The organism is Kitasatospora sp. NPDC001603, assembly GCF_040298365.1.
Taxonomy (GTDB): Bacteria; Actinomycetota; Actinomycetes; order Streptomycetales; family Streptomycetaceae; genus Kitasatospora.
This window is the reverse complement of record NZ_JBEPAA010000033.1, coordinates 1-25,714: the sequence shown is the minus strand read 5'-3', so window position 1 is coordinate 25,714 and position 25,714 is coordinate 1. Positions and strand designations below refer to the sequence as shown.

31 protein-coding genes and 1 pseudogene are annotated in these 25,714 nt (G+C 73.7%); 30 read left to right on the top strand and 2 right to left on the bottom strand.

Translation table 11 applies throughout. The features are described 5' to 3' along the window. Window positions 1–2 precede the first annotated feature (2 nt). From ABT263_RS21145 to ABT263_RS21015, 27 genes and pseudogenes are all read left to right on the top strand, one after another. Window positions 3–1,160 (top strand): DnaB-like helicase N-terminal domain-containing protein, encoded by a 1,158-nt coding sequence (locus ABT263_RS21145; protein ID WP_352292135.1) that lies wholly within the window; start codon window positions 3–5, stop codon window positions 1,158–1,160. A gap of 41 nt (window positions 1,161–1,201) precedes the next feature. Next, window positions 1,202–1,807, top strand: coding sequence for a hypothetical protein (locus ABT263_RS21140; RefSeq protein ID WP_352292133.1), 606 nt, complete (start codon window positions 1,202–1,204; stop codon window positions 1,805–1,807). A 68-nt stretch (window positions 1,808–1,875) separates the two neighbouring features. Further along, window positions 1,876–2,412, top strand: coding sequence for a hypothetical protein (locus tag ABT263_RS21135; protein ID WP_352292131.1), 537 nt, complete (start codon window positions 1,876–1,878; stop codon window positions 2,410–2,412). After that, window positions 2,409–3,101: a hypothetical protein gene (locus tag ABT263_RS21130; protein ID WP_352292129.1), complete on the top strand. Its 693-nt coding sequence runs from the start codon at window positions 2,409–2,411 to the stop codon at window positions 3,099–3,101. Before ABT263_RS21135 ends, ABT263_RS21130 begins: the two co-directional genes overlap by 4 nt. Window positions 3,102–3,154: 53 nt before the next feature. Beyond that, window positions 3,155–3,685 carry a hypothetical protein gene (locus ABT263_RS21125; protein ID WP_352292127.1) on the top strand — a complete coding sequence of 177 codons (531 nt, stop codon included), beginning with the start codon at window positions 3,155–3,157 and terminating at the stop codon, window positions 3,683–3,685. 62 nt (window positions 3,686–3,747) lie between these two features. Next, complete coding sequence (locus ABT263_RS21120; protein ID WP_352292125.1) at window positions 3,748–4,293, top strand: hypothetical protein; 546 nt, start codon at window positions 3,748–3,750, stop codon at window positions 4,291–4,293. Between the two features lie 182 nt (window positions 4,294–4,475). Continuing rightward, window positions 4,476–4,988: pseudogene (locus ABT263_RS21115) on the top strand (DNA cytosine methyltransferase); the annotation flags it as partial. A gap of 127 nt (window positions 4,989–5,115) precedes the next feature. Beyond that, on the top strand, window positions 5,116–5,448 hold the full coding sequence (locus tag ABT263_RS21110; protein ID WP_352292262.1) for a hypothetical protein: 333 nt from the start codon (window positions 5,116–5,118) through the stop codon (window positions 5,446–5,448). A 381-nt stretch (window positions 5,449–5,829) separates the two neighbouring features. Next, the gene (locus tag ABT263_RS21105) at window positions 5,830–6,438 is read left to right on the top strand and encodes a DUF4913 domain-containing protein (RefSeq protein ID WP_238863374.1); all 609 of its coding nucleotides are present in this window, start codon (window positions 5,830–5,832) and stop codon (window positions 6,436–6,438) included. Between the two features lie 17 nt (window positions 6,439–6,455). Further along, window positions 6,456–6,812, top strand: a complete 357-nt coding sequence (locus tag ABT263_RS21100) for a hypothetical protein (protein ID WP_266276264.1) — start codon at window positions 6,456–6,458, stop codon at window positions 6,810–6,812. A 49-nt stretch (window positions 6,813–6,861) separates the two neighbouring features. Continuing rightward, window positions 6,862–7,788 carry a winged helix-turn-helix transcriptional regulator gene (locus ABT263_RS21095; protein ID WP_352292123.1) on the top strand — a complete coding sequence of 309 codons (927 nt, stop codon included), beginning with the start codon at window positions 6,862–6,864 and terminating at the stop codon, window positions 7,786–7,788. Between the two features lie 8 nt (window positions 7,789–7,796). Continuing rightward, window positions 7,797–8,645: a hypothetical protein gene (locus tag ABT263_RS21090; RefSeq protein ID WP_352292121.1), complete on the top strand. Its 849-nt coding sequence runs from the start codon at window positions 7,797–7,799 to the stop codon at window positions 8,643–8,645. Beyond that, window positions 8,642–9,091, top strand: a complete 450-nt coding sequence (locus tag ABT263_RS21085) for a hypothetical protein (protein WP_352292119.1) — start codon at window positions 8,642–8,644, stop codon at window positions 9,089–9,091. Before ABT263_RS21090 ends, ABT263_RS21085 begins: the two co-directional genes overlap by 4 nt. Before the next feature lie 45 nt (window positions 9,092–9,136). Next, complete coding sequence (locus ABT263_RS21080) at window positions 9,137–10,360, top strand: MFS transporter (protein ID WP_266276256.1); 1,224 nt, start codon at window positions 9,137–9,139, stop codon at window positions 10,358–10,360. Beyond that, window positions 10,357–11,046: an HAD family hydrolase gene (locus tag ABT263_RS21075; RefSeq protein WP_352292117.1), complete on the top strand. Its 690-nt coding sequence runs from the start codon at window positions 10,357–10,359 to the stop codon at window positions 11,044–11,046. Before ABT263_RS21080 ends, ABT263_RS21075 begins: the two co-directional genes overlap by 4 nt. Next, on the top strand, window positions 11,043–11,846 hold the full coding sequence (locus tag ABT263_RS21070) for a hypothetical protein (RefSeq protein ID WP_352292115.1): 804 nt from the start codon (window positions 11,043–11,045) through the stop codon (window positions 11,844–11,846). Before ABT263_RS21075 ends, ABT263_RS21070 begins: the two co-directional genes overlap by 4 nt. Further along, on the top strand, window positions 11,843–12,376 hold the full coding sequence (locus ABT263_RS21065; RefSeq protein WP_352292113.1) for a hypothetical protein: 534 nt from the start codon (window positions 11,843–11,845) through the stop codon (window positions 12,374–12,376). Before ABT263_RS21070 ends, ABT263_RS21065 begins: the two co-directional genes overlap by 4 nt. 34 nt (window positions 12,377–12,410) lie before the next feature. Next, window positions 12,411–13,343, top strand: a complete 933-nt coding sequence (locus tag ABT263_RS21060; RefSeq protein WP_352292111.1) for a DUF4259 domain-containing protein — start codon at window positions 12,411–12,413, stop codon at window positions 13,341–13,343. After that, window positions 13,340–14,113, top strand: coding sequence for a hypothetical protein (locus ABT263_RS21055; RefSeq protein WP_352292109.1), 774 nt, complete (start codon window positions 13,340–13,342; stop codon window positions 14,111–14,113). The genes ABT263_RS21060 and ABT263_RS21055 overlap by 4 nt, the downstream gene beginning before the upstream one ends. Beyond that, window positions 14,110–14,520, top strand: a complete 411-nt coding sequence (locus ABT263_RS21050) for a hypothetical protein (RefSeq protein ID WP_352292107.1) — start codon at window positions 14,110–14,112, stop codon at window positions 14,518–14,520. Before ABT263_RS21055 ends, ABT263_RS21050 begins: the two co-directional genes overlap by 4 nt. Before the next feature lie 210 nt (window positions 14,521–14,730). Next, window positions 14,731–15,321, top strand: a complete 591-nt coding sequence (locus ABT263_RS21045; RefSeq protein ID WP_352292105.1) for a hypothetical protein — start codon at window positions 14,731–14,733, stop codon at window positions 15,319–15,321. A 39-nt stretch (window positions 15,322–15,360) separates the two neighbouring features. Then, entirely contained in the window at window positions 15,361–16,281 is a 921-nt protein-coding gene (locus ABT263_RS21040; RefSeq protein WP_352292103.1) for a hypothetical protein, read from the top strand. Window positions 16,282–16,310: 29 nt separating this feature from the next. Then, window positions 16,311–17,786 (top strand): DUF317 domain-containing protein, encoded by a 1,476-nt coding sequence (locus ABT263_RS21035; protein WP_352292101.1) that lies wholly within the window; start codon window positions 16,311–16,313, stop codon window positions 17,784–17,786. Between the two features lie 216 nt (window positions 17,787–18,002). Next, window positions 18,003–18,764, top strand: coding sequence for a hypothetical protein (locus ABT263_RS21030; protein WP_352292099.1), 762 nt, complete (start codon window positions 18,003–18,005; stop codon window positions 18,762–18,764). Continuing rightward, window positions 18,761–19,579 carry a DUF317 domain-containing protein gene (locus ABT263_RS21025; protein ID WP_352292097.1) on the top strand — a complete coding sequence of 273 codons (819 nt, stop codon included), beginning with the start codon at window positions 18,761–18,763 and terminating at the stop codon, window positions 19,577–19,579. Before ABT263_RS21030 ends, ABT263_RS21025 begins: the two co-directional genes overlap by 4 nt. Window positions 19,580–19,606: 27 nt before the next feature. Next, window positions 19,607–20,179: a hypothetical protein gene (locus ABT263_RS21020; RefSeq protein ID WP_352292095.1), complete on the top strand. Its 573-nt coding sequence runs from the start codon at window positions 19,607–19,609 to the stop codon at window positions 20,177–20,179. A 38-nt stretch (window positions 20,180–20,217) separates the two neighbouring features. After that, a complete protein-coding gene (locus tag ABT263_RS21015; protein WP_352292093.1) occupies window positions 20,218–21,036 on the top strand; it encodes an SPDY domain-containing protein in 819 nt (272 codons plus the stop codon). Between the two features lie 105 nt (window positions 21,037–21,141). Here the strand turns inward: ABT263_RS21015 and ABT263_RS21010 are convergent, their stop codons facing one another. Then, entirely contained in the window at window positions 21,142–22,059 is a 918-nt protein-coding gene (locus ABT263_RS21010; RefSeq protein WP_352292091.1) for a hypothetical protein, read from the bottom strand. A gap of 346 nt (window positions 22,060–22,405) precedes the next feature. On the opposite strand from ABT263_RS21010, the gene ABT263_RS21005 reads away from it, so the two are divergent. The 3 genes from ABT263_RS21005 to ABT263_RS20995 all read left to right on the top strand — a co-directional run bounded on the left by ABT263_RS21005 (window position 22,406) and on the right by ABT263_RS20995 (window position 23,504). Next, window positions 22,406–22,753, top strand: coding sequence for an SPDY domain-containing protein (locus tag ABT263_RS21005; protein WP_352292089.1), 348 nt, complete (start codon window positions 22,406–22,408; stop codon window positions 22,751–22,753). Then, a complete protein-coding gene (locus tag ABT263_RS21000; protein ID WP_352292087.1) occupies window positions 22,669–23,037 on the top strand; it encodes a hypothetical protein in 369 nt (122 codons plus the stop codon). Before ABT263_RS21005 ends, ABT263_RS21000 begins: the two co-directional genes overlap by 85 nt. A 71-nt stretch (window positions 23,038–23,108) precedes the next feature. Beyond that, complete coding sequence (locus tag ABT263_RS20995) at window positions 23,109–23,504, top strand: hypothetical protein (RefSeq protein ID WP_352292085.1); 396 nt, start codon at window positions 23,109–23,111, stop codon at window positions 23,502–23,504. 72 nt (window positions 23,505–23,576) lie between these two features. Here the strand turns inward: ABT263_RS20995 and ABT263_RS20990 are convergent, their stop codons facing one another. Continuing rightward, entirely contained in the window at window positions 23,577–24,758 is a 1,182-nt protein-coding gene (locus ABT263_RS20990) for a DUF6236 family protein (protein ID WP_352292083.1), read from the bottom strand. Window positions 24,759–25,714: the final 956 nt, after the last annotated feature.

The window sequence follows — 25,714 nt, the reverse complement described above, 5'->3', positions numbered from 1 at the left end:
CGGTGAACCCCCAGATGGAGGCCGAGCAGGCGGTCCTCGGCGCGATCCTGTTAGCGCCGGAGCGGCTGCGGGACGTGGCCGGCTGGCTGCGACCGGAGCACTTCTACCGGCCCGCTCACGCCGCCCTGTTCGAAGTGCTGCTCGCCCAGGACGCCGCCGGGCACCCCGATCCTCCCCCGGACACCGACGGGGCGAGTTCCGCCTGGGCGACGCAGGCGATGGCCTCGGCGGCCGAGGCCAGCCCCGGCTTCACACCCGGGTACGGGCACACGCTGATCGCAGCATGCCCCGTGACCGGCCACGCCGCCGCGTACGGCCGGATGGTGCTGGAGACCGCGGTCCGCAGGCAGGTCCACGAGCACGCCCACCGGCTGCTGGCCGCCGCCCGCACCGGCGCCGTCGACGGCACGCTCCACCTCACCGGCGCCCTGCGGGCCGCCATCGGTCAACTCGCCGAAGCCTGGGGGTCGCTGGACGAGAGCCCGCGCGCCCTTCCCGGCCCGTGGCCGCTCGAACTCCCCCCAGCCGACGTCGAGGAAGCACTGCGGCAGGAAGCGTCCCTGCTCGCGTCCCTGACTGCCCTCCCGCGCGAGGTCCGGGACATCTCCCGCTGGCTGCACCCGGCGGACTTCCTGGACCGCGGGCACCGCGCCGTCTACCGGGCCGTCGCCGCCCTTGCCCACCACGGCGATCCGATCGACCCGCTGACCGTCCTGTGGGAGGTCCAGCACCACGGAGACCTGGCCTCGGGCGCGACCACCGCCGACGCCGTGCGCGCCGTCACCCGGGCCGGCTTCAGCGGCGATCCGGGCTACTGGGCCGAACAGGTCCTCCAGGCCTCCGTCCTGCGTTCTGCCCTCACCGCGGCGGGCACGGTGCGCATGCTGTCCCTCGACGCCTCGCTGCCCGCCGCCCGTCTCCTCGGATCGGCCCTGCGCACCCTGCGCGGCACGGAGGCGGTGCAGAAGCGCTGGCGTACCGCCACCGGCGCGGCAGGCACCGACGGGAATCCCGTCGGCGAACCCGGCGAGCCGGAGCACCGCCGCGACGCGGCCCGCGCCCGCTCACTCGCCCCCGTCCCCGACACCGGGACGAGCGGACCTGCGTCGCCCGCGCAGCAGGCGGCCTGCGTCCGCGCGCCCATCCGCAGCAGCCACTGAACCGCTGCCCACCTCTCCCCTCTCCCAGCCGAAGGACCCCGATGCCCACCCCCGTCCGGCCGCCCAGTCCCGCTTCCACCCGACTGCGGGCCGCCGCCACCGCCATCGACGAGCTGACCGCCGCCCTCCCCGGCGCCTACCGCGAGCAGGGACCGCCCTCGGTGGCAGAACTCCGTGAGCACGCGGTGCGGATCGGTGAACAGCACCAGGTGTTGCTGGGGACCGCCGCCGCTCTGACCGGCGCCCCGAACGCCGACACCGCGCAGCGAGCCCTGGCCCGCGCCCTGGCCGACGCCGCCGCCCGCGTCGGCGAGGCCCTCGCCACCGTCGGGCGGGCCAGCGCGATGGCCGCCCGGCTCTACGAGGTGGACGGCCTCGACGGCCCACGGGCCGAAGACGTGCGCGAGCGGGCCGGGCGCGAGCTGAACCTCGCCCTGTCGCGGACCCGGCTCGCCCTGGAGGACGCCGGCGAGGGCCTGCGGCGCGAAGCACGCTCGGGACGCGACGGTGCCGCGCTGCCTCCCGGCCGCCTGCGAGCCGCCGTCGCCCGCAGCACCGCGGCCCACCCGGCAGCCGCGTTCATCACCGCCCCGCACCCGGCTGCGACGCCCGCCGTCCTGCCGACCGCCGCCGGACCCCGCCGTTGACGCCGCCCTCACCTCCGGAGCCTTCCATCGCCCCACCCACGACCCCCGGGTTCGACACCGAGCTGGTCATGCTCGCGAACGTCATGGCCCATGTCGCCGAGGCCCTCAACAGCGCCGACACGATGCCCGGCCACCCCGGCGTGCCCACCCCCGCGGCCCTGGCCGACGGGGCCGAGCACATGCTCACCGTGCTGCGGCACTGCTCCACCCGGACCGCGGCCCTCCAGGCCGGGCCCACCGACCCGGCCCGGGCCACGGCCGCCCGCGGCTTCCAGGTCGCCCGGGCACATGCCGCCCGGACCCACCGCCACCTCGCCCACGCGCTCGACGCCGCCGTCGCCCTCGAATGCGGCCCCGAGGACAACGGCACCGGCCGCACGCCCGACGTACGCGAGGACGCGCTCGGCTACCAGGTGCTGAACTCGGCGGCCCTGGCCCACAACGCCCTGGTCGCCGGCTGGCGCCAGATCACCGAGATCCGCGCCGAACTCCCCTCCCCGGCACCGCGGCAGGCCTCCACCGCCGCCGGCCCGAGGCGCCCGGTCTCTGCGGCGCCAGCCGCCGCAGCGGGCGTTGTCGCGCAGACAGGCGGGCGCCGGCGATGAGCGGCATCAGCGCCGACGACGTCCAACGCCTCGCGGATCTCGCCACGAAGCTCGCTCAGATCCGCCGCGACCTGCGGCACACCGCCAAGGCCCCGCCCGCCAAGGTTCCGGACCTGCTGGCCCGCGACATCGGCGCGCTCGCCGACTACGTAGCCGTGGCCTGCCTGCTGCGCGCCCAGTTGTCGCACCGCACTGGGCCCGCCGTGGCAAACGTCGGCGAGGACTGGGGGCCCACCTTCGCCGCCACCCGGGCAAGCCCGGTTCTGCACAGGCTCACCGAACTCCTCGACCAGGCCTGCGACCTCGCGAACCAGGTCCGTCCCCGCGGCGAGACCCGCTCGCACTTCTACTCCCCGGGCCTGGACGCCCGCGTGGCCCAGCAGTTCGCCGAGGTCGACGGCATGCTCTCGCACACCATCAGCACGATCCGCCGCTTCCGCACGGGCCTGGCCCAGGTCCGCAAGCGCGAACTCGCCCGCGAGCAGGAGGCGCTGGCGGACCCGGACGGCAAGGCCGCACGCTTCCTCGCCGCGCGTGCCGAGTACCGCAAGCAGCCCCTGGTCATCGTGCCGTCCGGGTTCGCCGAGGAAGCCGCCGCCACCGCCGAGGCGGCGTCCCGCCGTTCCGGTGCCACCCGGATCGTCTCGCAGTCCCCGGCCACCGCGACGGCTCCCTCCGCCCGGCGCTGACCCCGTCCACCCCCGATGATCGGAGTGCCCTGATCGACACCGACCCGTCGGCGGTGATGCGCTCCCTGGCCGACCGGCTGGAGGCCGTGAACCGCACGCTGCTGCCCTCGGCGGCCGGCCACCCCGCCGAGACGGCGTGGCCCATGACCCACCTGGTGGCCATCGCCGCCGACGCCAGTGACGAGGTACTGTTCCGCACCGCCGACCCCGGCGCCGACCGGGCCGCGCTCGCCGCGTTCGCCGCCGCCGTGGCCGGCGCCGCCCAGGCCCTGGCCGTCGTCGCCGACTCCGCGCACCGGCTGTTGACCGCACCGCCCGCCGCCGCATCCCCGGCCGAGGCCAGCCACGCCCACTCCGTCGCGCGCGCACTTGTCACGACCACCGCGCGGGAGCTCAGCTCGGCCGCCGACCGCGTGTCCACCGGACCGGTGGCCGCCGTCACCGACCTGTCGAGCCACCGCGGCGCGCAGGCAGGCGCGGCGCTGGCCCGCTCCCGTGTCGTCAGCGCCCGACCCGCGGGCCCGGACTCCCGCGGCGACGCCGCCCCCACAGCGCCCGTCATCCCGCTTCGCCGCAACCGCTGAACCTGGAGCGCTTCCTGCCCACCCTCGCCGACCGCCCCGACCTGATCATCCTGGCCGACTCCATGGACGACGCCGCGGCCTCCTGGTCCCAGCCCCAGGAGGCCGGCCACCTCCCCCCTGTAGGGCTCGTGGTCCTGCAACTGATCACGCTGCGCACGATCCGCACCGCGCTCCTGCAGGCCGCCGCCGAACAACCCGCCCCGTACGCCGCCCCGGACGATGCCGCCGCCGCCCGACGCGGCACGCTGGCCACCGCCCGCGCCTCCTCAGCGTCCGCCCTCGCCGACCACCGCCTCTGCGAGGTGATGGAACTGGTCCTCGCCGCGCAGGGGCAGCCGGCGACGGAGATCGCCGTCGACCACGCCAAGTGGCTGTACCGGGATGCCGCGAAGGCCCTCTCCTCGGCCTCCATCCACCTGCGCCAGCACATCCAGCCACCGCGCGCCGCCCGCACCCGCCCGGCACCGGCCGCAGCCTCGGCACCGGACAAACGCGGCGCCGCGGCCCGGCTTCGGACCTCCTTGCGCCTCCCGTTCCGCAAGGACCGTGCCCCGAATCCGGCGCCTCCCGCCCCGCACGCCGTGTCCCCGGCGCCGCGGCGGCACTGACCTCCCCCACACACCTCCTACCGGAGCCCTCCCCTGCCCACCTCCTCCCTCTCCGCCGAGGAGCAGTCCGCCCTGCTCCACACCATCGCCACCGCTCTCGCCGACACCGCGCAGTGCCTCGCGACGAGCACTGCCCACCGCGACCCGCTCGCCGCCGCAGCCACGACCGCCCGGAAGCCCCGATGACGGGGCCGGGCGGCATACGGATCGGCTCCCTGTGCTCGGGCTACGGCGGCCTGGACCTCGGCGTCCAGTCCGTCCTCGGCGGCACGATCGCCTGGCACGCCGACCCCGCCCCGGCCGCCGCCGCCATCCTCGACCACCACTGGCCCGAGGTCCCCAACCTGGGCGACATCACGCAGGTCGACTTCAGCCGGGTCGAGCCGGTGTGCGTGCTGGTCGCCGGGTTCCCGTGCACCGACGTGAGTGTGGCCGGCGGCCGGGCCGGGCTCGCGGAGGGCACCCGCTCGGGCCTGTGGCACACCATCGCCCGCGCCATCTCAACTCTTCAACCATGTCTGGTGGTTCTTGAAAACGTCCGCGGCCTGCTGTCCACCCCCGCCAACGCGCCCTCCGACGGCGACGTGGAACCGTGCCCGTGGTGTCTGGGAGACACCGGCGATGAGCATTCTCTGCGGGCACTCGGTGCCGTACTCGCAGACCTGGCCGACGCGGGGCTCGATGCACGGTGGCAGGTTCTACGAGCCTCCGATGTCGGAGCCCCCCACCGCAGGGAGCGCGTCTTCATCGCCGCCTGGCCTGCCGACCCCCCGGGCGAGGGACTTCAAGGGCCCGGACCCCGGACGGGAGGACCTCGGACATGTGGTCACGCTGCTGCTCACCCCGACCTCGAACCTCGGCAGCATCGGCGGCTCCCAGCACCCGGACCGGCGCAAGGCAGGCGGCCACGGCCCGAACCTGAGCGACCTGGTCGAGCACCTGCTGCCGACACCCCGGGCGACCGACGGCACGAAGGGCGGCCCGAACCAACGCGGTTCCAGGGGCGACCTGACGCTGCCGAGTGCCGCAGCGAGGATGGATCCGGCATCCCCGGCTCGGGACCGGCCAGCGCCGGGGCGCCGCAGCGCCGGCACCCCGATCCCGCTGCCGGGGCAGACACCGCTGCCGATGGACGACGCGGATCCGCGCAGCTGAGCCGCTGGGGCGACTACGCCCCGGCCATCGCCCGGTGGGAGGCCGCTACCCGCCCGGCACCCGATCCGGTCGATACCAGAGGGCGCCTCTCGCCCGAATTCGTGGAATGGGTCATGGGCCTCGAAAAAGGCTGGGTGACGCAGATCACAGGCCTTTCCCGCTCGGCCCAGCTCACCGCCCTCGGAAATGGCGTGGTCTCACAACAGGCTTCCCTTGCAGTGGAGTTGCTGACTCATGGAATTCCACTGTGCGGGAATCATCAATTCCATTCCGCCTGAATTTCCGACGCCCATACACCACCCGATATCTCCCGCACAAGGAGTTGGCCGGCGGGCAGAGTCTTGCCCATCGACGAACCCCCCGACCTTCCCGGAGCCGCCCTTGACGCCCCCCGACCCCGCCGACCTGCCCGGACGCCCCGCCGTCACTCCGGAGACCCTCGCCGAGTGGCGGGCCACCCTGACCCGGCTCCAGGCCGAACGGGACTCGCTCGCCGTGGTCGCCGACCGGCTCTCCGAGGAGTACGAGCCGCAGGAGGCCGACGAGGTGCCCGCCGACGAGGCTCCCGACGACGACCCGGACACCGGCCCTCTGACGATCCTGGCCTTCGACGACGACGCGCTCGCCGCCGAAGTCGCCACGATGGTGCCCTGGGTCGACCACATCCTCCTCGCCGTGTACGGACAGGAGATCACCTCCGGCCGGCCGTGGTGCACCCGCTGGCCCGAGCACGACGAGGCCCTCGCCCGCATCCACCACTGCTGGCTGGCCTGGCAGGAGCTGACCGACGCCCGCTCCGGCGCCACGGGCCCCAGCGTGTGGCAGCGCGACCACCTGGAGCCGCTGCTGCTCAAACTCCGCAGCCCCGACGGGCCGTTCGCGGCGTGCACCACCAACCCCGACCACCTGAGCCACCGCCTGCTGCCCGCACCCGTGTTCACCGACCCAGACTCCCTGCCGCAGCCGGGACCGATCCGCCCGCCCGCCTAGACCAAGGACCCACGCCCGTGACCGCCGCCGCGATCCTCGAATTCGACGCCCACCCGGCGGCGCTCACCGACCTCGGCAGCCTCCCCGTCGCTCTCCAGGACGCCGCCGTCCACCACCTGCGCCGCCTGGTGACCTGCCAGCAGCGCGGACCGGCCCTGGGGCGGCGCGGCCCGTGGGACCTGACGGGGTGCCGGAAGGTCTACCTCGACGCCGACCGGTGCTGGCGCCTGGTCTACCAGGAGCGCCCGCCCGCCCCGGCCTCCCGCTCCGGCGGCATCTACCTCGTCGCCGCCGGCCCCCGCAGCGGTCACCAGGTCTACAACACGGCGGCCCGCCGCCTGCAACTCCTCGGTGCCGCACGCCCTGCGGCCTGACACCCCCGCGCCTGCCCGTCGCACGACCCATCACCGCGAAGGACCACGCATGCCCGCCTCCACCTCCGTCGTACTCACCCGCCCCCAGGCCCAGCGGCTGCAGAACGCCCTGTCGATCCTCGGCCCGCAGAACACGATCTCCGTGCTGCGCCGCCTCAAGCGCAGCGGCGACACCCTCCCGGTCGCCGAACTCGCCGAGCAGACGCCGTGGATGAGCGAAGGCCAGCTCGCCTCCCGGCTGTCGGCAATGGAGGAGGACGGGCTGCTCACCCGCAGCAACGAGGCGGCGGGCGCCGCCGTCACACTCACCCGCGCCGGCCGCGAGGCCCTGTTCGTCCAGATCCCGTTCACCCAGTGGGCCTCCGCCCACCAGCAGGCCCCGCAGACCGGCACGGGCCTGGGCGCGTACACCGAGCAGGCGCTGGCCACGCTCAACCGCACCCACAGCGTGGCCACGATCATGGCGCTGGCGGCGGAGGGCGAACCGGTGTACCCCTCCGAGATCCTCGACACCACGCTGCCCGCGGGCATGCACCCTGGCAACCTCTACCAGCGCCTCGCACAGCTTCAGGAGGCCGGGATCGTCGAACGCACCGGTACCGCGCGCAACTACCTCTACGGGCTCACCCCCGCCGGACAGGCGCTGTCCGAACCCCTGAAGGCCCTGACCAAGTGGGCGCAGCGCCACCTGCCGCCCGCGGACCGCAGCTCCTGGCCGGCGCACAGCACCAGCACCCGCGTCCACGCGCCCGCCGAGCCGGCCCCGAAGGCCGTGCCCGCCCGGTCGGCGGCGGGCACGCCCGCGCCGTCCCACGCGGCGGCGGTGTCGCCGTCCCCGGCCGAGCGGGCATCGGTCCGCGCCCAGGCCGCCACCCTGCGCTCGGTCGCCCCGGCGTTGGTCTTCAGCCACGAGCCGGCCCCGCAGCCTGCACCCCCCGCCCCCACCCCCAATTCCGCTGCCGTCCAGCGGCGCTGAGGACACGTATGGAACCCCTCTCCCACCCCGTTCCCACGGACAACGCATCTTGCAAGCGCCGCGCCGCAACCGCCAAGGGAGTCCTCGACCATAACGGGCACCTCTTCCGGCCGGACTGGCAGCGCGGACCGCTCGTCGGCGTACGGCCTGCCTACCTGGCGCTCGCCACCTCCACTCCCACCGCTTCTGCCCGCCGTGTCCTGCGCGACGCGCGGTGGGACCCGCTGCCCGGGGACGGGGTCGTGGGCTTCACCCGGGGCGGCATTCGGATCGTGCTCGCCACCACCGCGGCATTCCAGCAACACGACGTGCTCCACGCCGAAGGGCCCAACTGGAAAGCGGTCCTGAGCGGTGGTGCACCCGACGAAATCACCGCCGCCGTCGCCGAGGCCCTGGTCGAGGCCGCCCAGGTCGCGGTGGACGGTGCACCCGACCGCGCCGACATCAGCAGTGCCATCGACGACCTCGCCGAAGCCCGCTGGAGCGGCACCGATTCATGGCACGGCACCGACATCGTGCGGATGGTCTCCCCCGACCGTCTCGCGGAGGTCCTGTGCACGCCACGCGCCGGCGCGTGGCTGGTCACGGTCGGCATGGACGGCGAGGGCTGGGAAGCGGCGATGGCGGGCGACTGCCCGGACATCCTGGTCGAGGCGGTCGTCGGCTTCCTCGCCTCCGAGTCCCCCGTCCGACGGCACATCGGCGACCTGTCCGCCGGGATGCGCCGCCACCTCGACATCGGCCCGGACCCCGACCGCGCCGCCCGCAGCCTCTCTCCTGCCGCCCGGGCCGCCAGCCCCTGCGCCCCCGTCGTCGCACCCGCCACCGCCCAGCCGACCGTACGGAGAAGCCGTTGACCGCCGCCGACCAGCGCGAGGCGAACGCCCTGCTCACCGCCGACCTCGCGGAGGAGTCCGAGCAGGTGCAGGCCCTGGCGCGCACCCTCGACCTGCCGCACCACGCCGAGGACCCGGCGCTCCTGCTGAGCCGCAACCTCCTGCACGTCCTGGTGCACCTGGCCACCGTCGCGGCCTCCGCCGCCGCCGTGGTCGACGTCGGCGAGACGCCGGCCGCGACGCACCGCACCGCCCTGTCACGGATCGAGTCCGCCCTGCAGTCGCTGCTATCCGCCGGCGGGTCGATGACCACCGTCCTCGACCAGCTCGCCGAGCGCGACAGCGGCATCACCGACACCGCCGGGCTCGTCCAGGCCGGGCGCCTGCGGGCCGCCGTCCTGCTCACCAGCGCCGCCGCCCACCTCGGCGCCGCCGCCGCCGCGCTGCGCCAGGCCCCCGGCACCTGAGCCGCCGCCCGCCGATCCGCCCCGTCAGGAGACACCTCCTCCCGCATGCCCCTCACCCCCGCCCGTTCGTCCCGCCCGGGGCTACGCGACGTTCTCGCCCGACCGCACGTCCCGGCGATGCTCGCCGGCACCCTCGTCAGCCGGCTGCCCACCGCCATGGCACCGGTCGCGCTCCTGCTCGCCGTCCGAGCCGACGGCGGACCCGTCCTCCTCGGCGGCCTGCTCGCCGCCCTCTACGGCCTTGCCGCCGCCATCGGCCAGCCCCTGCTCGGCCGGGTCGTCGACCGCACCCGCCTCGCCCCCGTCACCGCGGTGTCCGGCGCGGTCACGGGTGCAGCGTTCGCCGCACTCGCCGTGCTCGGGTGCGCCGAGCACCCCTTCGCCGCCACCGCGCTCGCCGTCCTCGCCGGCGCCGCCACCGCGCCGACCGAGCCGGGACTGCGGGCCCTGTGGCCGCGCCTGGTCCCCGACCACGCCGCGCAGCGCGTCGCCTTCGCCCTCGACTCCGCCAGCCAGGAACTGATCTTCGTCGCAGGCCCCCTCGTTGCGACGCTCCTGTGCCAACTCGCCTCCCCTGCCGCCGCACTGGGTGCGTCCGCGCTGCTCGGTGCGGGCGGGTGCCTGGCCGTCTCGGTCCAGATTCCCGCCCGCTGGGCGTCGCCCAGGCGGGCGCCCGTGCGCTGGAGCGGTCCGCTGCGCTCACGGGGCCTTCTTCTGCTGCTCGCGGCCATGACCTTCCTCGGCGTGAACCTCGGCAGCTTCAACGTCCTGGCCGTCGCTCTCGCCGACCGCCACGCCAGCGGCTGGCTCGCCGGGCTGCTGCCCGCCGCCCTCGCCGCCGGCAGCCTGCTCGGCGGCCTGGTCTACGCCCGCTCGCCCTGGTCGATGCCGCTGTCGCGGCAACTGCTGTGCGCCGCGGGCGGGTACGCGATTCTCTTCGCACCCCTCGCTTTCACCAACGCCCCGGCTCCCACCGTGGCACTCAGCGCCTGCCCCGGCCTGTACCTTTCGCCGCTGCTGGCCGTCTCCTTCATGCTGTCCGACCGCCTCGCCCCACCCGGCACCGCCACCGAGGCCGCCGCCTGGATGATCGCGGTGATCGGCGTCGGCCAAGCCGCGGGCACCGCGCTGGCCGGGCGGCTCGCCGAACACGGCCCCGCTGCGGTCGCCGCCGTCCCGGTCCTCGCCGCGGCCCTCGCCGCCGCTGTCCTGATCGCCCGCACCGACCTGTTCGCGGGCACCGACACCCCTCGGGAGAAGTCCGCTTGACCCACCGCATCACCTCCCCGGTCCGCGTCGTCTGGGACTGGAACGGCACGGTGCGCGACGATGTCGCCGACCACGTCGCCGCGCTCAACGCCACTCTTCCGGCTCTCGGCGGCCGGCCCGTCACCGTCGAGGACTACCGCGCCAAGCACCGTGTGCCGATCCGCGCCTTCTACGACGAACTGCTGGGCCGCACGATCACCGACGCCGAATGGCAGGCCAACGACGCCGCGTTCCTCGCGGCGCTGGACGCCCGCCCGGTTCGGCTGCGCTCGGGCGTACGGCAGTTGATGATGCATCTGCGCGCCCGCGGCATCGGCCAGTCCCTGCTGTCCCTCGCCCCGCACGACCGGCTGGAGCGCGAGGTCCACCGCGTGGGCATCGGCGCGCTGATGGACCGCGTCGACGGCCGCCACGGCCCCTCCGTCACCAGCAAGGCACCGGCACTGGCCGCACACCTGCGCGCGCTCGGCGCCGGCGTCGATCCGGCGCGCGTCGTCGTGATCGGCGACAGCTGCGACGACGCCGTCGCAGCCCACGCGGTGGGCGCTTTCCCCGTCCTGCACACCGGCGGCCTTCACAGCGCGCAGCGCCTCGCCACCGCCGGCGCCCCACTCGTCGACACCCTCGCCGAGGCCGTCGAGACCGGACTCGCCGCCGTCGCCGCCCGGACGACGGACGCCACGTGAGCACCCTCCCCTCCCCACCGGCGGGCCCGCCCGCGACCGACCCCACCAAGGTCGGCACCGCACTGGTCCTTGCCGTCTTCGGTGTCGAACGGCTCAGTGCGATCCCCGGCTGGCACGACGACGAGGACAGCCCGCTCGGCCGCTCCGCCGACGAGATCCACCGCACCGCCCGCCGCCTCGACCATGTCCAACAGAGCATGGTCTCCCTGGCCTCCACGATCCGCCGCGACATGCAGCGCGTCGTCAACGGCGACGACGTCGACCTGCCGCAGACCCACGGCCTGCTCGGCAGCAGCGCCCTCTCGCTCGACCTGCTCTGCGCCCGGCGCGCCGAGCTCCACCAGCACCTGGACGCCCTCACCCAGCTCCACAAGATCCTCTCGGCCAACCGGCCACCCGCGACGCCCGTCCAGCCGGAAGGCCCCGCCGCCGCCCGTACCGCCGAGGCGCCGCAGCGCCCCGCCAAGCTCAACGAGGCGCAGCGCAAGGCGCTGGACGCCGTCGCCCGTGGCCGGGTCCACCTCCAGGCGGGCAGCGTCCGCAGCAGTGCGCGGGTCACGACGTCCGAACCCGTCAGCGCCGTCTCGGTCACTGCCCTGATCAAGCGCAAGCTCGTCGAGGCCGACACCCGCACCAGCCTCTACCAGGGACAGAAACTGCGCCTGACCGCAGCCGGCACCCGCCTCCATGCCGCAGTCGTCGGCGCCGCCAGTCGGCAGGCGTCCCCGGCCGCCGCCGCGAGCCCCGAGGCCCCCGCGCCGATGGCCGGCATCGACCAGGTCCCCCGGGCGGGGCGATGAGTACCGCTGCGGCCCGCGGCCCGGCACCCGCCCGCCAGGTCGACGGCACAGCGGCCTTCGCCGGCCGGCTCATCGTCCTGGAACGCCTGGGCATCGACACCTACGGGCTGGAAGATCTCCACCCCGAACCCGGTGAACTGCGCAGCCTGGCACGGGCCCTCGCACGTCACGCACAGCGTGTGGACGACGCCGACGAGGAACTGCGCCGCGCTGCCGACCTCGTGATCAGACGCGTCACCCGGAGCCTGAACGGCGACCACCGCGACGTCGAGTCCTGGGGCCTGCTGCGCAATCTCGGCAACGACATCGAGACGCGGGCCGCCCGCTACCACCTTGCCGTCGAACAGCTCGGCATGGCCGTCTTCCTCTACCGGCAGGCGGCCGAACGCCCCGACACCACTGCCGACAACGCACGCCGCGAGGCCGCGCTGTCGCGCACTGGCGCCGCCGCACCTGCCGTCTTCCACCCGCCTGCGCGGTTGTCGGCTTCGGACCCGCCCGCACCCACCACCGGCGCGGTGCGCCACTGAGCGCGCACCGCCCGCACCGAGGAGGATCCACCCGTTGGGCACCTGGGGCATCGGCCCGTTCGACAGCGACCACGCCGAGCAGTTCGGGGACGAGGTCGACCATGCCCTCCCCGACGCGCGGTACGCCGTCATCGAGGAGCGTCTTACCCGCTACCTCGCCGGCGGCCAGGGCTACCGCCTGCGGGACGAGGCCGTCGCGGCGGCCTTCCTCGTCGCCGCCCAGTACCCGGGCGGTGCGGACGCCGTCGCCTCCGGCTACCGCCCGAAGCAGCCGATCCCCGACCTGCCGCAGCACCTGCGTCCAATGGCGGCCCGTGCCCTGGACCGCGTGCTCGGCGACGTGCAGTTCGACATGGACGCGTGGAACCGTGCCGGGCAGCGGGAGGTCGGCGAGCAGTGGCTGGACGGCCTGGAGCGCCTGCGGACCGTCCTCGACCCGGACACCCCGTACACCGTCGCCTATACGCCGGGCCCGCTCCTGCGGCACGAGATCGGGACCGGCAGGGCCCTCCGGGAGCTCGGAGTCGACCGGCTGCGCGCGCTTCCGGGCTACGGCGACGACCACGCCGCCGGACAGCTCGTGCGCCGGATCGTCGAGGCCGCCGCGCAGCTGGACCAGGCGCACAAGGACGTGCAGGCCGCCGCGGACCTCTCGCTCCAGGCCTTGAACGCCGTGCGCAGCCAGCTCCACGTTGTGGCCCTCGGCGCCAGCGGCGATTTCCACCCGCGCGACGTGCCCGCCTATTCGGTCTCCCCGGCGCTCGGCCCGGCCATGGCCCAACGCGCCGACCGCCACCGCCACCTGACCGCCCTGCTCGACCTGTACCGGGCGACGACCGCCCCGGCGGACGAGAGCCCGCGGGCCACCGCTGCCCGCACGCGCACCGCCGCCGCCGCGGCAGAGAGCCCCTCCGCCGCTTCCCCGCCGCCCCCGACCGCCGAACCCCGAGCAGCACGGCGCCGATGAGCCCGAGACCGCGACCAGTCGCTGCGGCCCGGCTACGCCCCGTCCTGCCACCGGCCGGCCCAATCCTTGGAGACCACCTGGCCAGCAAGCCCACTCACCACGCCCAGCAGGCCCTGCAACTGCTGGCGCCGCCCGGCACCGTCCGGGTCCTGCTCGCAGTCAACTACCACGAGGACCCCGGTGCCCGGGCCGCTGGCCCGCCCGCCACGGACAGCATGGACGAACCCGAAGTCCGCCGGCACCTGCGGCGGCTGCAGGACGCACGGCTCCTCGCCCGCACCGGCGACTACGACATCAGCCGGCAGTCCACCACCACGGCTGCCCGCGAGCTGTGGCCGGTCTGGCTCTCGGCCCTCCGAGTCTCCTACGCCGCCGCCCCCGAACTCGCGCAGGATCATGTCGGGATCACCGTCGAGCGGGCGCTGGAGATCGCCGGTCATCCGGCCGTCCTGGACGCGGTCTCCACCATGCAGCGTCTCCCGGTCCCGCTCAGGGGAGCTTCCCACGGCGTCGCCCGCCTGCTGGACACCCTCAGCCGGACGAAGCGGGACGGGGAGGAGCCCAGCAACCGGATATCGGTCGAGTTCCTCGGGCACCTGACCGACCTGCACACCGCCCTCGGCGACTGGCACCGGACCTACTTCCCCGCCGACCGTGTGTCTGCCTCCACTGCGCGGAGCCTCTCCCCGGCCACCACCGAACACCCCTTGCCGCCGGCCAGCAGCTCCCCTGCTCCCGGGACAGCTCAGTCCCGACGCACCGGCCGGTGAACGGGCCCGAGCCCGGCGGAGCCGACTTCGGATTGGCGGGCCTGGAGGCGGCCGGTGTCGACGACATGGCGAACGCCCGGATCCTGCTCGCCAGCGACCTCGTCTTCGCCCAGGAGCACGAGCCCTGCCTCGCCGCGAGCAACTTCCTGGGCGCAGGCCCGCACAGTGTCCTGGCCGCCCGCATCACCCGTGACCAGCAGGCCGGCACCTACACCGTGCGCCTGCACCGCGCCGACGACGCCTGGGAGGCCCTGGCCTGGCTGCGAGCCCGGGCAACGGACCCTCCGGCCACGACCGCCAGACGCTCCGCCGCCCTCGCCCGCAGCCGGCGCGCCGCACCGGCCCCCCAGACGGCAGCGCCCCGCTCCACGACCGACCAGCCCCGGACCCCCGTCCGGCGGCGCTGACCCGACCACCACCGGAAGACCCCCGCCATCCCGACACACCCCAGCAGCACTGCAGCCGACTTCGGCATCGGCGACCTGGAACCCGGCGACTCGGCCAGCGAGCACACCGCCGACTATCTCTGCGTCATCGCCACCGAGCTGATCACCCTGTCCGACCAGCACACCGCTGAGCAGACCAGCAGCTTCTACGTCGCGTTCGACACCGCCAACGTGTGGCAGGACGTCCCGGGCCTCGCGTCCCTGCGGGCCGTCCACGTCGAACGCGACCGGACCGCAGGCGTGTTCACCATCGAATCCGCCTCCTTCCCGCTGGTGGCGATGGCACAGAACTGGCTTGTCGGCCGCGGGGCCGCCCCCGACAGGTTCACCTCCCGCACCCCCATCGGGCCCGCCGACCGGGAGACCCGGCGCGTCGAGACCCTGCTGCGCGAGACCGGTCCCGAGCGCTTCACCGTCCACGACGACTACACGTACACCACCGAGCCTTACGACATCTGGGTCATCGCCACCGACACCCGCACCGACGACCCGCAGCTGCCGGTACGGGTCTTCCACGAGCGGCGCCAGGTAGACGACGACACGTACACCCTGCGCGAAGGCCATTTCCCCACCGTCGGCGCCGCCCGCGCCTGGACCCAGGACCCCGACGCACCGCTCCCGCAGCCGCGCACTTCGCCGAGCGCCCGCGCCGCGGCAGCCTCCCGCGGCAACTCCCGCAGTGCTGCGGGGCCCGTCGTCAGCACCGCTCCCACCCCCGGTCCCGCCGCGCCCCCGGCCCCGGGCCGAACCCGCACCCGCTGACCCCGCGCCGTCGCCACGATCCGCCCGTAAGGCCACACCATGACCACTTCCCCCACCCCGGCGCCCGGACGGCACAGCCTTGCCGCGTTCACCGAGGCACTCGCATCCCGTCTGCCCGACCGGTGGACGCCGTCCTCCACCCCGCTCACCACCAGCGACGCCCGCAACAACGTCCACGCCAGGCTGTGGGACCTCGCCCACGCCTCCTGGGCTCTCCAGACCGTCGTCTACGACCGCGCCGGGCTCCTGCGCGGCCCCGGCGGGCGCGAACTGCTCGTCCTCCCCCGGCCGCACCCGCACGCCGGGCAGTACATCGTCGCCGCGCTGCTGCCCGAGGCCCTCGGTTCCGCCTACGACCACGAGGACCTGGCACCCCACGGCATCGCGGTCGACCCGGACCCCGCGCGCGCGGCCTCCGCCGTCACCGACCGCCTCCTGCCCCGCTACGACCGGGCTCTCCGGCAACTGCTCGCAGGCATCGACTCCACTGCGGACCTGCCCTTCACCAGTCACCGCACCGACTCCCCCGTCCTGCGCCACGCCGTGCGCACCCTGCTGCTCGTCGCCGAACTACGCCTCGCGGACGAGTCGTACGACGTGCTGGAGGCCCTGGCCGGTGGCGGCGAGTACGTCTGCGACCGTGTCGAACTCGACTACGACATGGCACCGCTGGTCGAGGCCGCCGCCGTGCAGGCCGTCCTGTCCGCCGCAGGACTTCCCACCGGTTCGCTGTTCGACCCCGGTATCCCCGCCCGGTTGCGCCGGCTGTCGGCCCGGTCTCCGGCCGATCAGTACGACGTGCTCCGCCGTGCCGCAGAGTCCCTCGCCGAGCCCGTGCCCTCCCCGAGACTCGGAGCCGCCAGGGCTCGCACCCGGATCCTCTCCACGAGCCTGGCAGCCGCCGCACTGCCTGCGCGGCCGACGGCAACCGCTTCCCGCACCTCCGTGCCCGGCCGCTGACCGCCGGGCCGATCACCAGAAAGCCCCGCGTGCCCACTGCCCCCGCCGACCATGTTCTCGTCCGCCCGCTCCACCTGGCCGGCCGCGGCAACCCTGACTTCGGTCTCAACCTCGTCACCCACTTCGGCTGGCGCGTCCCCCCGCCCACGGACGGCGACGAGATCCTGCTCGTCAGTCCCGACGGCCAGGCCCATCTCGCCTGGCGACCGGCGACGGGTCAGTGGGACGTCACCGTGCCGAGCCGCCACTGGACCCGATCCGGGTGGACAGCCACGTTCGACGACCATGCACCGTCCGAGATCGCCGCGGCGGTCCTCTACGCCCTCGCGAACGCCCTGCAGCACCAGCCGCAGGAGGTCCTGTACGCCATGCCCGGCCCGGACGCCGCACTCGGCGTCCTGGTCCGGGCCGGTTGGGCACCGCAGCACCGGGACGGCCACGAGGTCCTGCTGGCCCCCGACCGCCTCGGTGCGCTCACCCGCCCCCTCGGCTCCGACGACGCCCCCACCGTGCTGACCGGCGCGGCTGAGCGGGGCACCTGGACCATCACCTTCAGCTCCCGCACCCCAGCTGTCCTCCTGCAGACCGCCGCCGCCACTCTGCTGCGGCCAGCCGTCCGGCCCCTCGACGAACTGCCCACCGCGCACAGGCTTCGGGTCTCGGCCGACCCAACACCGTTGTGGAGCGCGCACCGCGCTCTCGTCTCGCCACGCCGCCTGGCGGGCGCCGGCACCGGGTCCACACCCCTTCCGGCAGCCTCCGCGCTGTGGCACCGGACCCGGCCGGGGCGGGTGGAGAGCTCCTGCGGACGGGCACTCGTCACTACTGCTCCCGGCCAGGACCTGAAGGTGTCCGCAGGCCCGCAGGGGCCGGGCCACCGGCTGGCCTGGACCACGGAGTTCAGCGGCGCCGTGCCGTCCGAGATCACCACCGCGTGGCTGCGGGACCTCACCGACTCGCTGACCGCCGACATCGACCTCAGCACCGAGGCCACGTTCGTTCCCGGCCCTGGCATGAGCGTCAGCGACGCGATCGAACCACTGACCGCGGCCGGGTGGATCGCCCACGCCGACGACGCCGACCTGCATCTGGTGGCGCCCGACGGGCACACCAGCGCCCGGATCACCCACGGCCTCCTCACGCCCGCGACCACCGTCTCCGACGCGCTGGCGCACACCACCCACTGGGGAGCGTCCATCGACGTCACCGGTGCGCCGGGCCACCACTGGCGTATCGGCCTGTCCTCGCTGACACCCCTGCACCTCGTACGGGCCGCGGCGCTCGCCGTCACCGACCCGGACCCGGTCGTCCGCCGTCCCGACCGGATCCCCGCCCAGTTCCTCGGCGCCGTGCACGTCGGTCCACCCGCCGCCGCGTGCTCCCCGGCCGCCCTGGCCGCCCGCAGCCGCGGCACCGCCCCGGTCTCCGCAGCCCCACGGGTGTCCACCACCGCCGTTCTGTCCTCGCCGACGCCCGACCGCGCCGCCCGCCGCCCGGGGCACTGACAAACACCGACATCCCGCTCTCCCCCGGAGGCCACCCTGCACTCGCCACCAGCGCCCGGTCCAAGCCCTGCCCCCGACATCTACACCTACGGACGTGCAGCCGCCCGCGAAGTCCTGCGCGAGGTCCAGCTGCGCGCCGGCCACGCGCCTCTCATCGATGTCCTGGTCGACGCAGCAGCTCACCACACCAGCCTCAACCCCGGCATCGCCCCCATCGTGGCAGCCGACGCCGCCCTGCTTCTGGCCCGTGCAGCCGACCCTCGCGTCGAGCACGCCCTCGACGGACGCCTGCCCCCGGTCCTCGCCCGCCTGGAGCGGGAATCCTCCGCCCGCATGGAGGAGGTGGTCGCCGCAGCACGGCTGGCCTGCGGACACGGACCGCCCCTCCTCCCCGCCCCCAACCCACCGGGATTCCGCCCCGACCTGCCAGCGCCCACCGAATCGTGGCTGCACGACATCGGCCTGCATGAACTCCTCGGCTATGCCGTCCGCCAGGGCCTGTTCCGCACGGAGAACCGGTACACCGGCCGGGACCGGCACAGAGACTACTGGTTCCCGGGCGCCCGGCGCCTGCCCGATGCCCTGCACGGCGTCGGCCCGGAGATCTGCCGTGCAACTACCCTCGAACTGGGGTGGGCGCCGTTCGTCGAGATCCAGATGGTCCACGCCATTTCCCGGGCCAACGGCCTGCCCCTCGCCGCAGGACCGCTGGACCCCCGCATCCCCGCCTTCATGCAGGACCTCGACCGGCGCGAGGCCATTTCCCAGGCCGACATCCTGGACAACGCGTACCGCCTCGCCGACCACGCCCTGCCGGTGCCGGATCCCGGCGACGGGGACCGGCCCAGGACCAGCACCTCCGCCCGCGCGCAGGCGGCGCTCGCATCCCCGGCCCGGCCAGCCCCGGCCGACCATCCTGGCGCAGCACCGCCCGCCACCGCTCCCCCTCCTGCGGCACCGCCAGGCAACGCCCGGTGAGCGGTGACGATCAGCAGCGGGACCGCCGAGTGGCGGTCGCGCCCCGCTACGTCGCAGGCTGGAACTCGAACTACCACCAGCAGCTGCGGCATCTGCGGGAGCAGCACGGCTGGTCCCTGGCTCTGCAGAACCGCGGCGAGGATGCCCGGAGCCCGTGCTCGACCGCGCGGGTCTTCGACTTCCGGTGGGCCACCCGCGGTCCGGCCCTGACCATAGAGGTGACCGCCGACGATCACAGCCCGCTGTGGAAGGCGGCCATCAGCCGCAACACCCCGGGCGAGATCCTCCTGCCCGTCCTGACCGCTGTGGCCACCGCCGTGCGCGACGAACCGGCCGGTCACCACGGCCGGCCACGCCCCTGCACCATCGCCCCCGACGCCTGGGAACCCCTGCCGGGTTGGCGGCTCTCCCACGCCGACGGCTCCTCCTGGATCCACGAAGCCCCGGACTCCCTCGCCTGCCTCGTGGTGCGTTCCACCGCCTCCGGCCGCTCCGACCAGGAGGCCGGATACAGCCTTCACGGCGGTCCCGGAGACAGCCCTCGCAACTGGACGGCCCGGTTCTCGCCCACGACCCCGCCCCGGATCGTCGCGGCGATGTACCAGGCCGTCGCCGCCCCCGAGCCACTGGTCCGCTTCCCCGAGGACGTGCCCCCGCACCACTGGCCCTACGCGGTCGTCACCGCGCTCGCACCGCCCGAACCGGCCCGCTCCGCTGCCGCAGCCCTGCGCAGCAAGGCACCACCGCCGCGCCCCGCCGTGGCCACCACCGCAGCCGGTAGCCCTCCGCCCAAAGCGCGGCACCGGACCCGTTGAGCGACAAGGAGACCCGCAATCCCCAGCATGTACCGCGCCATCCAGGCCGCCGTGGCCATCGCCGTGGTCGAAGACGCCGTCCGAGGAATCCAGCGGGCCATGGACGACTGGGACGGCGTCAACGACTCGTTCTGCGACGACAGCGGCGCCATCGTCGACAGCGAGGGCTGGGGCACCCGCATCGTCGAACGCGACCTCGCCGCCTACCAGCACTTCACCCAGATCCTCGCGTACGGTGCCGCCTTCCTCTTCCACATTCGCCCCGCGACCGAAGCCTCCGCGCAGGCCGACCTCCTGAAGCACGGCAGACGCGAGCTGTTCGGCGCCTATGCCTCGGCCCACGCGACCATTCGCGACAACTCGCACCTCCATCGCTCCTTGTCCCGCGAGGAGACCGCCGCGGAGGTGTGGCACGAGATGACCGTGTGGGCCTCCCACGCACCCACCATGATCCGCGCCTACCGCCAGGCCGCCTCCGCGCGGGCCCTCGCCGCGCACCCGACAGCGACACGGGCAACAGCCGGCCCGCCGACCGTCGCTCCCTCTCCCCGGCCGGCCTCCGGCACACCGACGACACCGCCCTCCAGGAGGCTCCCCTGACCGATCCGGCCCACGACCCGTCCTCCCCGCACCACCCGTTGAACGCCTCGCGGGAGTACCACGTCGCCCCGCGCCACCTCGCCCCCGGCGCGGGCATACCCGACACCGCGCTGCAGCGCCTCACCACCGCCCGGTGGCTCCACGGCGGCGACGACGTCGCCAACGTCTACCTCGCCAGTCCCGACCTGCGCATCCGCTTCGGATTCCTCCCCGAGCCGCCGGGCCCGCTGTGGAAGGCCACCGCAGCCAACGACCCGTTCCACGGCGAGGCCGCCTGGCTCGTCACGATGAGCGACCACACGCCGGCCGAGATCGTGGCCGACTTCGCCAGCACTCTCGCCGGCGTACACGCAGAAGGCCCTGCGGCCTACCTGACGGACAACCATCCGGTCGCCTTCGGCGAGACCCTGCTCGCCGCGGGCTGGAGCACCGTCGAGGACGAGCGGCTTCCCCACGCGTTCTCGCAGTCCCCCGACGGCTACGCCGAGGTCCACCACATCCCCGGCGACCTGGACCGTGCGAGCGAACTGACGGGAACGAGCGCCCGCTGGATCGTCAACGGCGGTACGGACGAGCACCGCTGGTGGATCACCGCGTCATCCGCCACCCCGACGCGCTTGGTCGCCGGCCTCTACGGCGCCGTCGTGAACCCGGCCCCGGTCCGCCGCGAGGGCAGCGATCTCAGGCACCTTCCGGCGTGCGCCACCGTGACCCCGGTCGCTCCCGTACGCGGCAGCAGCCGTGCACTGGCAGCCCACGCCGGCTCCCCCCTGATCCGCTCGGCACAACCCTCCGCCTCGGCCCAGTCCGGCCCAGCCTTCGTCCGCGGCGGGATCCGACCGGCGTTCTCGCGGTAGGTGAACCGGGCGTCCTGGAGACGGACACGATCGCAGTACTCCGACGACTCTCGCCTCCACGCCGATCAGGGGACCGACCTCCGCCCGGGGCGTCGTCCCGGTGGATCACAGCAGGGAGAGGGTGTCGAGCTTCCACTCGTCGATCAGGCAGTCCCCCGCTTCGAGGCCGGACCGCGCAGCGGTGAGGTCCCAGAACATCGAGGTCGAGAAGCTGCCGGCGACCACCACATCACCTTGCAGATCCTCCAGCCCGTCGCCCCGTGAATCGCTTCGTGTCAAGGACGCCGACAGGTTGCCCTCGAAGACTCCGCGGACGGTGAACTCCACGAACCGGCCTTCCCGCCGGAAGTCGAGCGATTCCACGTCGACGACGAACCAGTCGCTCACGGGCGGGCCGGCGCAGAACGGGTTGTCCTCGTGCAGGGACTGCAGGTCCTTCACGACGCGTGTGTCGACCTCGCGCAGCAGTTGCACGACGGGCCCCCGCAGGGCGGCGCCGAGATCTGCCTCGCAGACGCCAGCGAGCAGGGCTTTGGCTGTGCGGCCCCGCTCGTCGAGGGAGACGTTGACTCCTTGCTCGGAGCCGTACGTGTCGACCTCGAGCTCCAGATGCTCGAACGACAGGTGGTCCGCCGACCCGCCGGCCATCGCCAGGATCTGGACGATTGCGGGGGCGAGTTCCAAGAACTCCGCACGGGCCTCCCGCCGGCTCAGGTCCGTCGTGATGACCTGCAGCAGGTGCTCGGCGACCTTGCCGGACCGGCCGAGCCCCTCCACGCGTGCGACGACGGCAGGACGGTACTTGGCCGCCCTGTCCAGCTGGATCAGGACGACCGGCGAGTCGGAGGTGGTGTTGGCCTTGCCGGCCGGCCCGTTGCAGGGGACGCAGATCGGCGCGAGGTTGTGCGGGTCGTGCAGGTCGAAGCTGTCCCGCAGGCCGAAGTGCCGCTTGAGGTGGCGCAGTCGGTCGTCGGAGACATCCTTCGCGATGATGTGGTCGATCTGGCAGCTGTCGAACTCCACCGGTTTCCTGCACAAGTAGCACTTGCGCTTCCACGCCTCCCACAGCGCGAGCCTCAGCGCCGAGTTGTCGCCCGGGCCGCAACGAACGCTGCTCGCCCTTCGCATCAGGCGTTCCCTTCCCTCGGTCGGACCGGCCCCCGTTGTACCGCAGCCCGCCCACAATCGCCGCTGCTTTCGGCCGACGCCGCACCCGGCGGACGGCGCCGTCACGTGCCGCCTCGAAGCGCGGCAACTGCCGACGCCCGATGCGCACTTGGTGTTCGCCTGGGGCAGACACGATCGACTACGCAAAGCCCCTGAACCCAAGGAAACATGGATGTCTCCCCGCAAACAGGAAGGCAACCACGTGACCGTGGCGTTCACCGCCCCGACCGTTCCCGGCCTCAAGCCGGGCGGTCCGGTCGAGCACCGGACCTGGCTGGTCGGACCCGGCAGCCCGTACCTGATCTCCGACGTCCTCGCGGCCAGAGGCTGGAGCTGGGTCATCGATCCGCGCGGCAGCCTCCACGCGGCCAGCCCCGACACCGGCGTCTACCTCGGCTACGCGCCCGACGACCCGAACGCCGACACCTGGACCATCGCTGTCACCGGCACGGCCCGCGACGCCGGGTGGAAGGCGACCTTCGACCGCGAAGCCCCGGTCGAGCTGGTCATCGACCTGATCACGGCGCTGTACGACCGCCCCACCCGCTGAGCCTCGCCAAGGAGTCCGCCATCACCTCCAGTTCCACCGCACCTGAGGCCGACGTCGCCCGCCACTTCGCCACGGTCCGCTACCTGGCCGTCGTCGGCGCCGTCTCCACCACCGCCACCGCAGCCGTCTGCGCGGTCCTCGACCTCGGGCTCCTGGCCTTCGCGCTCGGCCTGACCTGCGGCCAGCAGATTGCCCTCCAGATCAAGCTCCAGCGGCTCCAGAGCGCCGTGGCGGCCGCGACAACCACCGCCCGGATGCCGCAGCAGCGCGACCCGTCAGACTAGCGGTGCCGGTAAAGGAGACCGCCCGCCCCGTACTCCCGCGCCGACCGCTCCCTCGCCGATCCGGAGCCGCCGTGAAGTCCTCCACTCGCCCGCGCCCGTACAACTTCGCCGTCAGGACGGCCGTGCTCACCTGGGTCTGCGCAAGCGTCGCGACCGCCGTCGCCTGCGCCGCAGTCGTGATGTACGACGCCGTCCAGTACCACTGTGTCGCGTCTTGGGAGTTGACGGTCGTGGCCCTCGCCGTCTTCAGCCTCCGATTCGCCTCGTCCCAATGGGACAAGATCACCGACGCCGATGTCCTGCACCGTCTTCGCCTCGTCAACGGCCCCTGCGGCGCCGGTGACCTCGCCCGCCACCTGGGCCGCCGTCGCGGCCCGGTCCATCTGAGCCTGCGCCGCCTCTCCCAGGCCGGCCTCGTCATTCCGGTCGACTCCGTCGACGGCGTCGTCCGCTATACCTGCTTCTGACCGAAGCCCATCAGCAGAAGCACGTGGGGCCCGCACCGCCGGTTGCGGTGCGGGCCCCACGTGCTTTCGGCGTCAGATCCCCACACCCGCAGTACGTGCAAGGACCCGGCCCGCACGCTTGAGCACCGTGGCCGGCTTCAGCTCCTTCTCCACGCGCAGCAGGTAGCCCACCGGTGAGGAGGCGATCCTGCTGTCGCGTTCGCTGGCAGCGGCCTGGCGGGTGGCGAGGGCGGCGAACGCGATGCCGGTGCCCACGGCCGTTGCCGTCCCTCCTCCGAGAAGCCAGGCGAGTCCGGCCCCTGGTACGGAGACCTCCGGCTTGATCGTGAGCGTGGTGTAGACGGTGTCGAGCTTCAGGCCGTTGATCGCCTTGCGCAGCTTGTCGAGGGGCAGGGCGAGGTGGTGGTCGAACGCTCCCTGGAGGTGCAGTTCGAAGGCGGCACGGTCGGTAACCTCGTGGGTGGCTCCGATCACGTCGGCGGTCGCCGCCTCGACGGCCGCGGAGAACGCGGCAAATTCGTCGGCATACTGAGTCCGCAGACGGACGATCTTGTCTGCGGGGACGTGGCGCAGATCGGCCGGGAGGACGCACCGCACGGCCATCATGGCCATCCTGGTCTGTGCCGTCTCGCGGCCGATGGCTGGCACGGCGCGCCCCAAGAGCGTGTCGGCGACGCGTTCCGCGCTCCAGTCGCCGGTGGCGAGGGTGGCGTCCAGTTGGTCGGTGACCGGGGCGAACGCCGTCCGGCGCGCCAGTTCCTCGGTGATCGCGCACTTGTACGCCCAGGCGAAGGCTGGGTCCACGACGACCCACGACACCTGTTGGTGCCCGACCGTCTGCCGCCAGTCCCGGTAGGACAGTCCGGCCTCCTGTAGCGCGGCCTCCAGTTCTTCGGGGACCTCCTCGGGGTAGAGGCCGGTCAGGTCCCGGGTGGTCGGTGCGTGTGTCGGGGCCGACTGCCACCGTGAGGTGAACCGGCGGTCCTCCACGGCGAGGCGGGAGCGCAGGGCCTCGGCGTTGTCCCGAACTGCCGCGATGAACGCAGGCGCGACCGCCTCGGCCGCCGCGCGTGGATCCCGGTCTACGAGGAACCCCGAGCCCTCGTTGAGCTCCTTGACGACGGCGCGGTCTCGCACGGGAAATCCCGCCGGCACCACGCGGGCCAGGTTGCGCCAGTACAGCGCCGCCGCCTTCACCCAGGTTTCGTCGCGCAAGTGAACGTACGGGTAGTAGAGCCCGGTCTGCAGCGCCATCGATCGCCTTCCTCTCCCCTGGCCCGACCAACCGTGATCAAGGCCCCATCGAATGGTAAGCAGGCGCCCTGATCTCTCGTGCTGCTCTGATGTCCCGTAGACGCAAGAGGCGAGAAGGTAGTCGGCGTGGACTCGCAGCCAGAGATCTGCGGAAGGATTGCAGGACAGCACCCTCCGAGCTGGGCGCAGGTCAGCACAACCCCGTTCCTGTTGCCTACACAGTCCGTCACCGATGGCCCAGCCACCACAGCGAACCGCTGACGGCCGCCGCCCCCGCCGCCGACGACGCGCCCCTTAGCGCACTGACGCCGGCCATCCGCAGGTACCGCCGCCATCGAATTCTAGCTGCTTTACGGCGCTCCCCATGCTCGCTACGGACGCGCCCCGCGCTCATAGAGTCTGTTGCCATCTCCTGCCCCTCCTGCGCGCGTTGGCGCCACCCGCCGGTTGTTCCGGTCTCGTGGCTTCATCGAAGCAAGTGGCGTTCCGCCCAAACCAGGAGAACCTCGGGGGGTTCTACGGCGGGCGGACACTACACCGGGCCGCAGTCGACCGTCTGGTGTTCACCACAGCCGGGCCGAAGCGCACGCGGCGGCACTACGTTCGGCCCATGGCCAGAACTTCCCCGAGCCCCGCCGACCGACGGCTGATCGACCTCGCGGCGCAGCACGGCGTCGAGGTTTCGGCGCGCCATCTCGAACGCTGGCGTGGCCGTCCAAACCCGCTGCTCCCTGCTCACCACCGGCACTACCCCGGCCGCCCCTCGGGTGGCAGCTCCTCAACGGCGGACGAGCAGGTGGTGGCGCTGGTGGTCTGGCTCGCCCGGAACCGCCGCCGGGGGGCGGACCGCAGCCATCTCGCTCTAAGAGGTCCTAACAAAGGCGTTGGACGTGGCGGTGAGTGATCAGGCAGGCGGCGAGGCCGAGGAAGGCCTCGTGCATGTCGTCGCGCCGTTC

What these genes read in the sequence shown, in the direction of transcription:
- ABT263_RS21140 (WP_352292133.1), top strand. Translation starts at nt 1,202, where the DNA reads ATGCCCACCCCCGTCCGGCCGCCCAGTCCCGCTTCCACCCGACTGCGG.
- ABT263_RS21135 (WP_352292131.1), top strand. Translation starts at nt 1,876, where the DNA reads ATGCTCGCGAACGTCATGGCCCATGTCGCCGAGGCCCTCAACAGCGCC.
- ABT263_RS21130 (WP_352292129.1), top strand. Translation starts at nt 2,409, where the DNA reads ATGAGCGGCATCAGCGCCGACGACGTCCAACGCCTCGCGGATCTCGCC.
- ABT263_RS21120 (WP_352292125.1), top strand. Translation starts at nt 3,748, where the DNA reads ATGGACGACGCCGCGGCCTCCTGGTCCCAGCCCCAGGAGGCCGGCCAC.
- ABT263_RS21095 (WP_352292123.1), top strand. Translation starts at nt 6,862, where the DNA reads ATGCCCGCCTCCACCTCCGTCGTACTCACCCGCCCCCAGGCCCAGCGG.
- ABT263_RS21090 (WP_352292121.1), top strand. Translation starts at nt 7,797, where the DNA reads ATGGAACCCCTCTCCCACCCCGTTCCCACGGACAACGCATCTTGCAAG.
- ABT263_RS21080 (WP_266276256.1), top strand. Translation starts at nt 9,137, where the DNA reads ATGCCCCTCACCCCCGCCCGTTCGTCCCGCCCGGGGCTACGCGACGTT.
- ABT263_RS21065 (WP_352292113.1), top strand. Translation starts at nt 11,843, where the DNA reads ATGAGTACCGCTGCGGCCCGCGGCCCGGCACCCGCCCGCCAGGTCGAC.
- ABT263_RS21055 (WP_352292109.1), top strand. Translation starts at nt 13,340, where the DNA reads ATGAGCCCGAGACCGCGACCAGTCGCTGCGGCCCGGCTACGCCCCGTC.
- ABT263_RS21040 (WP_352292103.1), top strand. Translation starts at nt 15,361, where the DNA reads ATGACCACTTCCCCCACCCCGGCGCCCGGACGGCACAGCCTTGCCGCG.
- ABT263_RS21020 (WP_352292095.1), top strand. Translation starts at nt 19,607, where the DNA reads ATGTACCGCGCCATCCAGGCCGCCGTGGCCATCGCCGTGGTCGAAGAC.
- ABT263_RS20990 (WP_352292083.1), bottom strand. Translation starts at nt 24,758, where the DNA reads ATGGCGCTGCAGACCGGGCTCTACTACCCGTACGTTCACTTGCGCGAC.